This window comes from uncultured Succinatimonas sp. (genome assembly GCF_905203285.1).
Lineage (GTDB): Bacteria > Pseudomonadota > Gammaproteobacteria > Enterobacterales > Succinivibrionaceae > Succinatimonas.
In genome coordinates, this window is sequence record NZ_CAJKVK010000057.1 from 1 (window position 1) to 13,990 (window position 13,990).

Below are 13,990 nucleotides of genomic sequence, written 5' to 3' on the forward strand. Positions count from 1 at the left end.
CAATATATAAATAATATTTTTTCAGATAATATAAAAACGGCAGTATGTAAAAACACGCTGCCGCTTCTTCAATAAATGACGTTATTTGCTAATTACTTGTTGGCCTGAACCCACTCAGTAGCAAAATCAACACCTTTCTTGATGTTGCCGTTTAAAACGTCCTTAAGCTCGTCAAGGCACTTCTGCTCGAAAGCGGAGATCTTGCCGATATCATAGGTCTTATCCCAGCCTTCAGTGCCGAAACGCAAACGCTGAGCGAAGAACTTGGTGTACTTGCCGTCGCCTTCAGTGTAGCCGTACTCGGTAACACCGGGCTCACCCATCAAGCCGCGAACGACCTTAAGGGCAAAACGTGCACCGGCAGTAGCCATTGACAAGGTAGCTGAACCTGCGCCGACCTTAGCTTCAACAACTTCGGTACCGGCGTTCTGAATACGGGTGGTAAGCTCAGCAATACGCTCGTCAGAAATGACGTCAGCGTTAATAACCTGAGAAATCAACGGAAGAATGGTGGTGCCGCTGTGGCCGCCGATAACCGGAACTACGGTACGGGCGGTTGAAACACCGAGCTCCTCGGAGAGGAAGGTCTCAGAACGAAGAACGTCAAGAACGGTTACGCCGAACAAACGATGCTTGTCGTAAACGCCTTCAGCCTTCAAAACTTCAGCTGCAAGAGGTACAGTTGAGTTAACCGGGTTGGTGATGATGCAGATGCAAGCCTTCGGGCAAACTTTAGCGCAGTTCTTAACGAGGTTTGCAACGATGCCGGCGTTGACCTTGAAGAGGTCGTCACGGGTCATGCCGGGCTTACGAGCAACACCGGCCGGAATAACTACAACGTCAGCGCCTTCCAAAGCCTTAGGAAGATCGTCACCGGTGAAGCCGTCAACGCATACATCAGTAGGGATGTGGCTTAAATCTTTGGCAACACCCGGAGTGAACGGGGCTACGTCATAAAGGCTTAATTTAGAGCCGGCAGGAAGATTGTTTTTCAAAATCATGGATAAAGGCTGACCGATACCGCCAGCAGCGCCCAATACGGCAACTTTCATGTTCTACTCCTTTAATTAATAAAAAATCTGCTGAATATTTTCCGTAAAAACGGTAAGTTATTTCTTTGCAGTCATTCTACATTTTAACAAAACAAATACTCAAGAACACACTCTTGAGTATTTTACTTTTATATTCTAATCGGCAAAATCAAGCAAAGTATAGACTTCGCTCTCTTTTCCGTTCAAAATTTTAAGTTCTTCAAAATATTCATTCACAGAAGGCATTCTGCCTAACTTTGCGCATACCGCGGCAAGCTCGGCGCTTGCCAGGAATACGTTAGCTCCTTTGCCTAAACGGTTAGGAAAATTTCTTGTGGAAGTCGATACGACGGTAGCGTTATCACGAACGCGCGCCTGATTTCCCATACATAATGAGCAGCCGGGGATTTCCATACGAGCACCGGCCTTGGCAAATACAGCGTATAAACCTTCATCGCGCAGCTCATCTCTGTCCATACGAGTAGGAGGAGTCATCCACAAACGAGAGTTTACCTCTCCGGTGCAGCTCTTAAAAATTTCGCCTGCGGCACGGAAATGTCCGATATTAGTCATGCATGAGCCGATGAAAACTTCATCTATCTTGGTATTGGTGTACTCAGATAAAAGATGAACGTCATCAGGATCGTTCGGTACGCATACGATAGGCTCGGTAATTTCGCCCATGTCAATTTCCAGAACTGCGGCATATTCGCAATCAGGATCAGCATAGATAAGCTCAGGATCTTTTACCCATGCTTCCATTGCTTCGGCTCGGCGTAATAAGGCTTCTTTTGATTCATATCCGTCATTTGCCATCTGACGCAAAAGTGCGGCATTTGAACGCAGATACGCGCAAACGCTCTCTTTACTAAGAGCGATAGCGCAAGCTGCGGCAGAGCGCTCAGCTGAAGCGTCGGCAAGTTCAAAAGCATGTTCGCAGGATAAATCCTCAAGGCCCTCGATTTCCAAAATCTTTCCGGAGAAGATATTTTTCTTGCCTTTCTTATCTACGGTTAAAAGTCCCTTTTTAATTGCAAAATAAGGAATGGCATGCACCAAGTCACGCAAAGTAATACCGGGGCGGCGCTTGCCGACAAAGCGAACCAAAACGGACTCTGGCATATCAAGCGGCATCATTCCGGCGGCCGCGGCGAAAGCCACAAGACCTGATCCTGCGGCAAAGGAAATTCCGATAGGCATTCTGGTATGGGAATCACCGCCGGTACCTACGGTATCGGGCAATGCCATACGGTTAAGCCAGCTGTGAATAACACCGTCACCGGGGCGCAAAGCAATACCGCCGCGCTGTTCCATAAAGCCGGGCAAAGATTTCTGCATCTTGATATCGACAGGCTTAGGATAAGCCGCGGTATGACAAAATGACTGCATCACAAGATCGGCAGAGAATTTAAGGCAGGATAAATCCTTAAGTTCATCACGGGTCATAGGACCTGTCGTATCCTGAGAACCGACGGTTGTGATCTTAGGCTCGCAATATTCACCGGGGCGTACGCCGTAAACGCCGCATGCTTTACCCACGATCTTCTGGGCACGGGTGTAGCCTTTAGAGCTTTCAGGAGCTTTAGGATTAGGAATAAAGATCTCGCTCTTTGGCAAACCCAAAGCGGCACGGGCTTTATCGGTAAGAGATCTGCCGATAATAAGCGGAATACGGCCTCCGGCTTTTACTTCATCCAAAAGATTCTGGGTTTTAAGCTTGAAGCTTGATAAGACCTTATCACTGTCATGTGCGCAAACTTTGCCTGCATACGGATAAAGGTCGATGACATCGCCCATATTAAGCGCGCTGACATCACACTCAATCGGCAAAGCACCTGAATCTTCCAAAGTATTGTAGAAAATCGGGGCAATTTTGCCGCCTAAAACAAAACCGCCGGCTTTTTTATTGGGAGTACCGGGAATTTCATTACCGATATACCAAATAAGTGAATTTGCAGCGCTCTTGCGTGATGAACCGGTACCTACGACATCACCTACGTACACAAGAGGAAAACCTTTTTGTTTAAGTTCATTAATAAGTTTTACCGGACCGCGAACACCTTCTTCGTCAGGAGTAAGCCCGGGACGGGAGTTCTTAAACATGGCAAGGGCATGAAGCGGAATATCAGGGCGCGACCAGGCATCGGTTGCAGGAGAAAAATCATCGGTCGTAGCTTCGCCGGATACTTTAAATACGGTTAAAGTGATCTTTTCAGGCAGACCTTGCTTTTCGGTAAACCAGGTAGCGTTAGCCCAGTTATTCATCAAAGTCTTAGTGCCTTTTACTCCTTTTTGCGCCAATTCCTTAACTTTATTAAAAGCGTCATACACCATGATAGTGTCGGAAAGCGCACTAACGGCGGCATCTGCAAGTTTGTCATCATCAAGAAGAGCAATTAAATGATCGACATTAAAGCCGCCTTTCATTTTGCCTAAAAGATTAACCGCATCTGCAGGAGAAATTAAAGCGCAGATAATTTTCCCTTTGACAATGTCGTTTAAAAACTCCGCTTTAACGGCAGAAGCGTCATCAACGCCAGGCAATACTCTTTCTTCTAATAATTCCAAAAGTTCTTTATTGTCTGCATTTGAAGGATCGGCTAGCAGCAAGCATAATGCTTTAGTTTCATCTGCAGTAAGAGCCAAAGGAGGGATCCCCAATTTGGCACGTTCCGCTGCGTTTTTATGATATTCATTTAAAAAGTTTTGTGCGCTCATTTTTGCTGTCCTTTAAGTCAAAAGTTCGGACTTAATTTACTAAAATCAAAAAAAGGCCCCGGATCGGTTTTGCGTCCCGGCGCAATATCGCTATGTCCGGCGATGCGGTTTTGAATTTGCGGATAAGTGCGGCGTAAAGCCTTCACTGCCGCGTTGAGACTTTGATACTGCTTTTCGGTATAGGCTTCAAAATCCGTACCTTCAAGCTCAATCCCAACTGAAAAATCATTACACTCGGCTTCACCATTATAAGACGAACGCCCTGCGTGCCAAGCTCTATCTAAAAATGACACATATTGGGTAATAATACCTTGTCTATTTATAAAAAGATGAGTCGAGACCTCAAGCTTATAAATCGCTTCAAAATAAGGATCGGCGTTTTTATCAAGAGTTCCGGTAAAAAGATCGTCAATATAATGCCCCCCGAAAATCCCGGGTGGCAAAGAAATGCCGTGAATAACGATAAGAGAAATATCTAAAGGCTTTTTTCGGGCATTAAAAAAAGGAGTAGGCACTTGCCTTACTCCTTCCATCCAACCGGCAACTATACGCATTTACTATGCCTTAGCAAGCTGCATAACATTGCTGCCGATAAAATCTATTCCGGCATTTTCCTGTTCGCGGGAAGACAAGGTTACAACCTCATAATTCTTGCTGTCTGAAAGCAATGCGTGCAACAAACGATTATTTAAGGTATGGCCTGTCTTATATGCTGAAAATGCACCTAAAATGCTATGACCTTCCATATAAAGGTCGCCCACAGCATCAAGCATCTTATGCTTAACGAACTCATTGGGGTAACGCAAACCGTCAGGATTTACCACGCGGTAATCATCAAGCACGACAGCGTTTTCCAAAGATCCGCCTAAAGCCAGATTATGAGCGTGCATATACTCAACATCGCGCATAAAGCAGAAAGTACGGGCACGGGATAACTCGGAAGCAAAGCCGCGGCCTGAAAAATCAAAAGAAAAATGCTGCAGATCTTTTTCCATTGCCGGATGATTGAAGTCAATCGTCAAATCAAGCTTAAAGCCGTCATCGCAAGGATTGAGCTCTGCCCATTTCTCTTTATCTTCAACTCTTACTTTACGCAGTACTCTGAAAAAGCGTTTAGGAGCATCAAGCTCAACGGTACCTACCGACTCAAACAAATAGATAAAAGGCTGAGAAGAACCGTCAAGAACCGGAAGCTCCGGAGCATTTACATCAACAAACAAATTATCAATGCCAAATGCCGATAAGGCCGCGGTTAAATGCTCTACGGTTGAAATACGTACACCTTCGGCATTAACCAAAGCCGTGCATAACTGGGTGTCACGAACGGAGTCGGCATCACATTTCATGACAACTGGAGGATTAAGATCTGTTCTGGTATAAATAATTCCGGTATCTGCCGGAGCGGGGCGGAAAGTAACCTGCACCTTGGTACCTGAATGAAGTCCGATGCCGGTTGTAGAAATCTCTTTTGCTACAGTACGCTGTTTTACCATCAGCTTTAAATCCCCTGAACACTGTCTTAGACCTTATTATTTTAATATATATTTAAGCCTTGAGCTTAGATATATTTCCGCAAAGAAAAGGCGGTCTAAAACCTATTTTTCCTTCCCTGGAATTTTTCCATACACTATTGTACAGTAAAACTCCCTTTTTGCAACAAAAACAACAAAATCACAAAATTTTACCGCCTTAATAAAAAAAGAGCCTGCCCAACGGCAAGCCCTTAATTTCTAAATTTCAGATTAGTCGGCCTTATTGCGTAAAATAGGCGGAACTTCCCAAATATTCTCAGAAGGAGTGTCATTGGAGTAAGAAGGATTAATCTTAACCTCCTCTACATCCTCCTCGGTAAAGCTTGCGGCTTCATTTTCATTATCAAGAGCGGCATGAGAACCGAAATCAATCGGATCAGCAGGACGGGCAGAGCCGAAGTTTGCCGAATGAGGCTGCTGCTCATTACGTGCTGCATTCTGTTTTTGCGAGAAAGCAAAGAAACCGCCTTCTACTTTTTCAGGAGCCGGAGCGAAGTTGCGTCCGCCGCGGTTTTGATTTGAAGAACGACCTACGGCTACAGGGCTTTCTGAACCCGGGATATCAGAACCGGAAATACCGGTAATAAGGATAGTGATGGAAATCTGATCTTCAGCAATGTTCTCATCAAAAGCCAAACCGTATACGCAATCGGCTTCAGCATCAGCATAGCTCTGAATTTCATCGCAGATTTCACTGAACTTGATGATAGGGAAATTAGGATTTAACTTACAGAATGCAAGTAAACCGTTTGCTGAAGAAATATCAACCTGCTCAATAAGCGGAGAGTGGATTGCACGCTGAATAGCGTCTTCAACGAAGTTTGCACCTTGACCTACACCGCTGCCGATCATTGCATGACCGCGGCCGCGCATAATGGTCTGAACGTCAGCAAAGTCAACGTTAATGTAAGCAGAAGTGGTAATGCACTCGGTAATACCCTTAACGGCACGATACAAAACGTCATTTGCTTCGTTAAACGCGCTGATGATTGAAATATTGGCGCCTAAATTCTTTAGAAGCTTATCATTTTCGATAACGATTAAAGAGTCGACATGCTTGCTAAGCTCGTTAATTCCAGACTCGGCGTTTAACATATGACGACGGCCTTCAAAACGGAAAGGCTTGGTGACGACGGCTACGGTTAAAGCTCCGGTCTCTTTAGCGATTTCAGCAATTACCGGGGCTGCACCGGTACCGGTACCGCCGCCCATACCTGCGGTAATGAACACCATGTCAGAACCCTGCAGGAGTTTCTTTAAGTCTTCCTTGCTTTCCTCAGCGGCTTTACGGCCTACGTTAGGATCACAGCCTGCACCCAAACCGTTAGTTAACTTAACGCCGATTTGTACTTTGGTATTGGCAGTTGACTTCATCAAAGCCTGCAAATCGGTATTTACCGCGATAAACTCGACACCGTCTACGCTCTGATTAATCATGTGCTGGACGGTATTGCTGCCACCGCCGCCGATACCTACTACGCGTATAACGCAATTATTGGTAGATCTGCTCATTCCGCCTGAGGTATTTGAAACCGATTCAACGCTAAAATCGCTCATAGTTTTCTCTCTGTATTTTCAGGAAATTCCTGTTATTTGTTTGGTCTATTATTACATAAAAATTCTTGTGAAGTTACAGCTCGCGTGAGAACCAATCCTTTATTTTTCCAAAGACTGATTTCACTCCGGTCTGTTCGGCACGTTCCGTTTCATAATTGCGCTCATTCATCACGCTCTTGCCAAAACGCAGCATACCAACGCATACGGACTTATCGGGACCTATCGGTTCTTCCTTAAATCCGGTTACGCCGCGGGCTTTGCCGATTTTAACTTTCACTACTGAATTTGAGTCAGGAGCCAAGCGGTAAGCGGCAAGCTCCTCAATACCTTTGGTCTTGGCCATTCCACCCGTAAGGACGAAACCGGCGCCCAAACTTAAAACCATTCCGTTTTTACGGCTTAAGCTTTCGATTCGATCACGGATTGAATAGAAAATATCTTCAAGTCCCTGATAAATTAAATCCGCAAGCTCAAGCTTACTTACGATGCACTCTTCACCCTCTTCGGAGTTATTTAAAGTGATCTTAAAACGACGTTTTTTATCTTCAGGAGACAGCATGCGCGGGAAGGCTACGCCGTATTCATTCTTAAGCTGCTCGGCTACCGATAAAGGAAGTGCAAAATAAGTGGCGATTCTGCGCGTAATTTCAAATCCGCCGCGCTCAAGACCGAAAGAAAATACCATACGCTTACGATCGTATACGGTAACGTTAACCGTACCGCCGCCAAAATCAATAAGTCCGACGCCGATTTCCTTCTCGCCTTCAGTCAAAACGGCATCTGATGCGGCAATACCGTTATAAACCACATGATCGATTAAGACGTTAGGTGAAATCTTCGCTATCGCGCTGCGGAAATTATTTTCCTGATCGCGGCTGCAACTTATGATGTGAACTTTTACGTCAAGACGCATTGCCGACAAACCGATAGGATTGGTGATGTCGGAAGTGTTTTCCACGGTATAAAACTGCGGAATAACATGAATTATATGATGTCCGTCGGTAAGTCTTATCGAGCGCGCATTTTCAATAGCCTTATCACGATCGTATAAAGAAACGATCTTATTTTGAACGGTAGCGGCACCGCTTGCGTTTTTAGACTCGATATGGCGTCCGGCGATACCCAAAATGCAATGACTTAAATTTACGCCGAACTCTGACTCAAACACCTGCACAAGTGTTGACAAGCGATTTGATAACGCCGCCAGATCGCTTACGGCACCGTTGCTGATACCGGCAGACTTGGTCTCGCGATAAAACAGAACTTTTACTTGTCCGTCATCAAGCACTTCACCGGCAATAAGGCGAATCATGGATGAGCCGATATCGATTGCAACCAGAACTTTCTGGGCGTCAGAGCTGCGGCGCATCGTTTGATTTTTTCCTGAATTCTGTGAAAACAGCATCTTCTCTTTTTCACTCCTGCTTTTTAGTATTCTTAGTATCTGATTCTTTTTTGTAATTTACGGCAAATCCCACGTCATAACGCAAATCAACATAGTTGATTTCATCCAAATTCATCTGTGTTTGACGGTAGACATCAACAAAGCGTCTTAAACGTCTTAGAATAATATCATTATCATTGTTGCGACCTAATACAAGCTCTGTTCCGTTGGATAAAATCACATGATAACAGCGAATGTTATCAAGATTAACCGCAACAAGCTGCAGCGGAGCCCTTTTTAATTCTTTAATAAATAATACGGTTTTAGCGTAAACTTCAGGCGCCAAATTATCATGGTAAGCGCTAAGTTTCACCAAAGAACGCTTAAAGCGGCGCAAATCCGGATAGAAAACCGATTGCGTCTTAGCATCATACAATCCGTTATCTTTCCAAAAAGCGGCAGGCTCATGCTCGACTATTGAAACTATAAGGGTGTCGGGCATCTGCTTTTCGATTTCAACATGAGCCACCCACGGGATCTGCGACAATGTATTGAGCACCGGAGATAAATCAAGTGTTGAAATATTCTCTCCGGCCGTCATTCTGCCGATAATATCGGCAATATCCTTTTTATTAACCGCGTTAAGAACACCGTCAATAACCGTCTGCCGTACGGGCATCGCTTTATCGGAAGTCATCATGCCCTTTAAGGTCACAAAACCTACCCCAACCAAAACGACAACCCCGACAAAAAATAAAATGCCGAGGATAAAACCGCCGCGGCTTAACCCGCGACGTCTAGGATAGGGGCATCGGGCTGATGTCAAGACCTTTTCCATCGCTTACAGACCGTTCTTCCATCTGTCCTTAAGAATTCCGGCGACCTGTACAACGTTACCGGCCCCTTGAGTTAAAACGATATCGTTTTCTTTAACAATGTGATCCAAAATTTCAGGAACTTCAGCAACATCTCGGGCAAAATGCGGCTCAAGCTTGCCTTTGGCTCTAATGGAACGGCATAAATGACGTCCGTCAGCGCCTTGGATCGGATCTTCACCTGCCGGATAAACCTCAAGAAGAACGAGCTCGTCAACCTGCTGCAAAACTCTTACGAAATCTTCATATAAATCGCGGGTACGAGTATAACGATGAGGCTGGAAAACCATAACCAAGCGGCGAGTCGGCCAACCGCGGCGGACTGCGTCAATAGTAGCCTGAACTTCCGACGGATGGTGTCCGTAATCATCAACAAGGCTTACAAGTCCCTGAGGTGACATTAACTTGCCGTAACGCTGGAAGCGGCGTCCTACACCGGCAAAATTCTTTAAAGCACGCTTAATCGAATCATCATCAATTCCTTCTTCCATAGCGACGGCAATCGCGGCGGCCGCATTCTTTGCCATATGGATTCCGGGAAGGCTCAATTCAATCTTAAGCGGTGAGGCGTTTTTACGTAATACGGTAAAGGTGCAGCCGGCTTCTTTCTGCTCATAATCGACAACCTGCAAGTCACTTCCCTCAACCGTTCCGTAAGTAACGACCGCGCGGCCTATGCGCGGCATCAATTTACGGATAACCGGATCGTCATTGCAGACTACGGCAACGCCGTAAAACGGCAGATTATGCAAAAACTCGATAAAAGTATCTTCAAGTTTTGAAAAATCACCGCCGTAGGTTTCAAGATGATCGGCCTCAATATTGGTAACAACCGTCATCATCGGCTGCAAGTGCAGGAAGGAAGCATCAGACTCATCGGCCTCGGCAATAAGATAACGTGAATTGCCTAAACGGGCATTGGTTCCGGCGCTGTTTAAAAGTCCGCCGATAACGAACGTAGGATCAAGTCCCGCCTCAGCGAAAATACTTGAAATAAGGCTTGTAGTGGTAGTTTTGCCATGAGTTCCGGCGACGGCAATACCGTAACGATAACGCATCAGCTCGCCTAACATTTCAGCGCGTCTTACCACCGGAATGCGTTTTTCAATAGCGGCGCTGACCTCAGGATTTCCCTGATGAATTGCCGAAGACACAACAACTACGCTTGCCCCTTCGATATTTTCGGCACGATGTCCGATAAACACTTCTATTCCGAGATCTTCAAGACGCTTTGTCACTTTGCTTACGGCGATATCGGATCCTGAAACACTGTAGCCTTCATTGCGCAGAACTTCCGCGATTCCGCACATGCCGGCACCGCCGATGCCCACAAAATGAATTCTTTTAACTTTGTGCATCAGGGGAATAAATACTTTTTCAACTTCCTGCTTTGCTGTTTCCATCGTTTTCTACTTCACTAATGAATCAATAACTGCGACCACTTCGTCGGTGGCATGTAATGAGGCTTGAGCACGAGCGTTACTTGCCATCTTATCAAGCAAAGAACGATCATTTAATAAAGGCTCGATAGCCGCCTTTAAGCTTTCCTCATTTAAATCCTGCTGCGCGATGATCTTTGACGCTCCGGCATTTACCATGGTCATGGCATTTTTGGTCTGGTGATCATCTACTGCCGTAGGCAAAGGAATGAACACGGCAGGTAAGCCTGCGGCACTAACTTCGGCAACGGTTAAAGCACCTGCCCTGCAGATAATAAGATGTGCCCACAGATAAACTTTATCCATGTCATTGATAAAGTCGCTTACCTGATAAGAGAAGCTTGCGCCTTTATAACGTTCAAGAGTAGCCTCGGAATTGCCTTTTCCTGCCTGATGCACGACCTCAATTCTGTCGCCGAACTGCTTTAAAGCTTCAGGAAGTTTTTCATTTAAGGCTTTAGCGCCAAGCGAACCGCCGACAATCAACACGCATAATTTGCCGTAATTGAAATCGCGCTTTGATTCATGCAAAGCCATGATTTCCTCGCGCACGGGATTACCGACAAGCTTTACTTTACTGCCAGAAAAAGCTCCGGGGAAACCTAAAAGAACGCGTGAGGCTAATTTAAACAATAAACGGTTGGTAAGACCTGCAGCGGCATTTTGCTCATGCAGAACAAGAGGAATGCGTAAAAGATAAGCAGCCACTCCGCCTGGACCTGATGCATATCCGCCCATACCGATGCATACGCCAGGACGGAATTTTCTTAAAACGGCAAGAGCTTCAAGAATTGATCTTACAAGCATAAAAGGAGCGGTAATCTTTGCTTTAAGTCCGTTGCGTCTTATGCCTTTGACGTCAATGTACTCAATATTAAAACCGTGCTTGGGAACTAACATTTCTTCCATTCGGCCGCGGGTTCCCAGCCACAAAATTTCATAGCCGCTCTCCTGCAGCTTTTTGGCAATAGCCAATGCCGGGAACACATGTCCTCCGGTACCGCCAGCCATAATAAGTACACGCTTATTTTTCACGGATTAATGCCTTAAACAACTGCAGCAGCAAAAATGTCAAAAACGGGAAAAATGCCGCTTTTTGCTTATTTTTAACAAAAATAATTTTAGCATAGACATAAGGTTGCAAAATTAAAGTCCCATATGAGACTTTAATTATGTCTATGGATAAAACGGCTCCCGTTTTTTGTATGAGATTATTGCTGTTTGCTTGAAAAATATCAGGTTATTGTAAGTATCAATAAATTTATGAATTATAACATTTATATCGTTTTTTAATAACTGCTTTTATCCCTTCTTTATACATAAAATCCTTGTTAATTAAGCCCTGCTGAAAATATAAAAAGCGCTAAGTGTTGATGGAAAAGAAAATGCACCGACAGACCCTTTTTCATTAGCGGACATTTAATTTTTACGTTCTATACTAATTTAAAAGGTTAGTTTAAAAATTTGCAGAGTTTCCCATGGTTCATGAAATTATCATCTGCATTATTTTCTTTGCCGCAATGCTTATTAATGCGGTTACCGGTTTTGCCGGCAATCTTTTAGCTATGCCTACGACCATACAGCTTATCGGTATGACCGATGCAAAAGTAATGTCGACAATCGTGGGAATTATCACCTGCGCCGTTATTGCAGCACTAAATCCAAAAGCCATTAACTGGCCTGAAATTCTAAAAGCCATCGTGCTGATGATTCCGGGGATCTTATTTGGACTATACCTTTTTTACAATGTAAATTACCATTTTCTTCTTTACGTTTACGGTACCGTTATCCTTGTCATTGCCCTCAAAAACTTTTTTACCCGCCCTCTTGTTTATAAGATGACTTTACCGCTTGTACTAATCATTATGACAGGAGCCGGAATCTTGCACTCTTTATTTGTATCAAGCGGAGCTTTCATGGTCATCTATGCCATGCATACTTTTAAAGACAAATCCGAATTTCGCGCCACTATGGTGGTATTAGGCGCTTTTTTAAATATTTTGCTACTTTTTCAGGAGATTTTTGCCGACGAAATTACTTTTTATAATACCGGATTAAGTGTTGCCGTTTTAATTCCTTCCTTACTTGCCATTTTCATCGGCAATCGCCTACATAAAAAATTAAGCGGTTCAAGATTTTTTCTTTTAGCCAATATCCTATTGCTGATATCAGGATTGGTTTGTTTCTTTAAAGCGTGATCAAATATTCAATTTGATTGTAATCAGAAATTTATTGAAAAGATGAGTTAAAAAAGATTTTATAGAATGCAAATAGGGCCGCAAGAGGCAAACTTTCATAAAACGACATAGAAAGTGCGGCCCAAATCGGTATAAGCGTCAGTCATGAGCTTTATAGCTTTGTGACTTACGCTTAAATTTGGTTAGAAGCTGTGTCTGAAGCCTCCCGATACGGTGTAAGTGTCTTCGTTGTCAGCTCCCAATGCGGTCTCACCGTCAATAAGGAAGTAAGTGTTATCCAGCTCTGTCCGGTCACATCCCATAATGAGCCTTCACCCATAGTAAGGTTGACTTCGCCATTATGAACAATGTTGCTGCTAAACGCCGGGTTGAAGAAATGCACGTGCTGCTCTGAAAACTCGCCGCTTGTGCCACCTGCGTCCTGATAATCATCAGCACGTCCTATCCAAGAACCGCCGTCCCCTAAATCAATGCTGAGCTTACCGCCGTTACCGGCAATCGCGTTGCCTTTATATTAATGAAATTAGAAGTATTGGCTCTGGATGCTGCTGAATAAGTTTGAATTTCCGACTCTTCAAGAGGCTTGATGACCAGTTTGTCGTCATAGGCGGAAATTAAATCACCTTCAATAGTACTTGCCCCTTTGTAATTAACGGCGACATTGGAGTTGTTTTGGTCAAAATCCCATCTATCATCAATATTAGCAGCAGTACTTGCTACGATTGCGATATCGTCACTGTTGTTTTTGTTAAACTTCTCAGTTTCTTCATATCTGTCGGTAGAAATATTGACTCCACCGTTAATAGTGATATCAGCACCGTTATAAGCCCAGACTTTTCTTTCCAAAGTTCTATGGTCAGAACTATCCGCATAAGTTTGAACCGTGTTAAGTTCACCTTTTAAGACAATACTTGCGCCTTCGCCTTCAGCATAAAGAGCTGAAATTACTCTCTTGCCATCATATTTTTCAATATATTGACTGCTTAAAGCACCATCAATCTCATATATATTTACTGATGAATCTTTCGTATATACAGCTCCATATAATTTATTATTTAAACTGCATTTAGATGCACAGAACTTGCATCCATAGCCTCAATTGCTGTTGAAATACCAAATTGGAGCGATTTAGCAACAAACAAATTACCAGCTGCAATAACATTTTTCTGCGTTAAAGCTTTTAGGGTCACAATACTGTCAGACCCTAAATTTACAGTCTAGGTAAAATCGTCTTTAGATTTCTTTAAGCAGATCGC

Annotated in this window: 11 protein-coding genes; 1 reads left to right on the forward strand and 10 read right to left on the reverse strand. The window is 44.1% G+C overall.

What is annotated here, in order from left to right; translation table 11 throughout:
• Window positions 1-92: 92 nt before the first annotated feature.
• From mdh to murG, 9 genes are all read right to left on the reverse strand, one after another.
• The gene (mdh, locus tag QZ019_RS06740; RefSeq protein WP_009143718.1) at window positions 93-1,052 is read right to left on the reverse strand and encodes a malate dehydrogenase; all 960 of its coding nucleotides are present in this window, start codon (window positions 1,050-1,052) and stop codon (window positions 93-95) included.
• Between the two features lie 135 nt (window positions 1,053-1,187).
• Window positions 1,188-3,749 carry a bifunctional aconitate hydratase 2/2-methylisocitrate dehydratase gene (gene acnB / locus QZ019_RS06745; RefSeq protein WP_295483489.1) on the reverse strand — a complete coding sequence of 854 codons (2,562 nt, stop codon included), beginning with the start codon at window positions 3,747-3,749 and terminating at the stop codon, window positions 1,188-1,190.
• Window positions 3,750-3,766: 17 nt separating this feature from the next.
• Window positions 3,767-4,303 carry a 1,6-anhydro-N-acetylmuramyl-L-alanine amidase AmpD gene (gene ampD, locus QZ019_RS06750; RefSeq protein WP_295483491.1) on the reverse strand — a complete coding sequence of 179 codons (537 nt, stop codon included), beginning with the start codon at window positions 4,301-4,303 and terminating at the stop codon, window positions 3,767-3,769.
• A 3-nt stretch (window positions 4,304-4,306) separates the two neighbouring features.
• Window positions 4,307-5,242: a UDP-3-O-acyl-N-acetylglucosamine deacetylase gene (gene lpxC, locus QZ019_RS06755; RefSeq protein ID WP_294566772.1), complete on the reverse strand. Its 936-nt coding sequence runs from the start codon at window positions 5,240-5,242 to the stop codon at window positions 4,307-4,309.
• A 249-nt stretch (window positions 5,243-5,491) separates the two neighbouring features.
• Entirely contained in the window at window positions 5,492-6,838 is a 1,347-nt protein-coding gene (gene ftsZ, locus QZ019_RS06760) for a cell division protein FtsZ (protein ID WP_295483493.1), read from the reverse strand.
• 73 nt (window positions 6,839-6,911) lie between these two features.
• Window positions 6,912-8,243, reverse strand: coding sequence for a cell division protein FtsA (gene ftsA, locus QZ019_RS06765; protein WP_295483495.1), 1,332 nt, complete (start codon window positions 8,241-8,243; stop codon window positions 6,912-6,914).
• A gap of 10 nt (window positions 8,244-8,253) precedes the next feature.
• Window positions 8,254-9,048 (reverse strand): FtsQ-type POTRA domain-containing protein, encoded by a 795-nt coding sequence (locus QZ019_RS06770; protein ID WP_295483498.1) that lies wholly within the window; start codon window positions 9,046-9,048, stop codon window positions 8,254-8,256.
• 15 nt (window positions 9,049-9,063) lie between these two features.
• Window positions 9,064-10,500 carry a UDP-N-acetylmuramate--L-alanine ligase gene (gene murC, locus QZ019_RS06775; RefSeq protein WP_295483501.1) on the reverse strand — a complete coding sequence of 479 codons (1,437 nt, stop codon included), beginning with the start codon at window positions 10,498-10,500 and terminating at the stop codon, window positions 9,064-9,066.
• Window positions 10,501-10,506: 6 nt separating this feature from the next.
• Window positions 10,507-11,571 (reverse strand): undecaprenyldiphospho-muramoylpentapeptide beta-N-acetylglucosaminyltransferase, encoded by a 1,065-nt coding sequence (gene murG, locus QZ019_RS06780; RefSeq protein ID WP_295483504.1) that lies wholly within the window; start codon window positions 11,569-11,571, stop codon window positions 10,507-10,509.
• A 443-nt stretch (window positions 11,572-12,014) separates the two neighbouring features.
• Here murG and QZ019_RS06785 point away from each other — a divergent pair, with 443 nt between their 5' ends.
• On the forward strand, window positions 12,015-12,734 hold the full coding sequence (locus tag QZ019_RS06785; RefSeq protein WP_295483506.1) for a sulfite exporter TauE/SafE family protein: 720 nt from the start codon (window positions 12,015-12,017) through the stop codon (window positions 12,732-12,734).
• Window positions 12,735-13,196: 462 nt separating this feature from the next.
• On the opposite strand, the gene QZ019_RS06790 is transcribed toward QZ019_RS06785, so the two are convergent.
• Window positions 13,197-13,580 carry a hypothetical protein gene (locus tag QZ019_RS06790; protein WP_295483508.1) on the reverse strand — a complete coding sequence of 128 codons (384 nt, stop codon included), beginning with the start codon at window positions 13,578-13,580 and terminating at the stop codon, window positions 13,197-13,199.
• Window positions 13,581-13,990 lie beyond the last annotated feature (410 nt).

What these genes read in the sequence shown, in the direction of transcription:
- mdh (WP_009143718.1), bottom strand. Translation starts at nt 1,052, where the DNA reads ATGAAAGTTGCCGTATTGGGCGCTGCTGGCGGTATCGGTCAGCCTTTA.
- acnB (WP_295483489.1), bottom strand. Translation starts at nt 3,749, where the DNA reads ATGAGCGCACAAAACTTTTTAAATGAATATCATAAAAACGCAGCGGAA.
- ampD (WP_295483491.1), bottom strand. Translation starts at nt 4,303, where the DNA reads ATGCGTATAGTTGCCGGTTGGATGGAAGGAGTAAGGCAAGTGCCTACT.
- lpxC (WP_294566772.1), bottom strand. Translation starts at nt 5,242, where the DNA reads ATGGTAAAACAGCGTACTGTAGCAAAAGAGATTTCTACAACCGGCATC.
- ftsZ (WP_295483493.1), bottom strand. Translation starts at nt 6,838, where the DNA reads ATGAGCGATTTTAGCGTTGAATCGGTTTCAAATACCTCAGGCGGAATG.
- ftsA (WP_295483495.1), bottom strand. Translation starts at nt 8,243, where the DNA reads ATGCTGTTTTCACAGAATTCAGGAAAAAATCAAACGATGCGCCGCAGC.
- murC (WP_295483501.1), bottom strand. Translation starts at nt 10,500, where the DNA reads ATGGAAACAGCAAAGCAGGAAGTTGAAAAAGTATTTATTCCCCTGATG.
- QZ019_RS06785 (WP_295483506.1), top strand. Translation starts at nt 12,015, where the DNA reads ATGGTTCATGAAATTATCATCTGCATTATTTTCTTTGCCGCAATGCTT.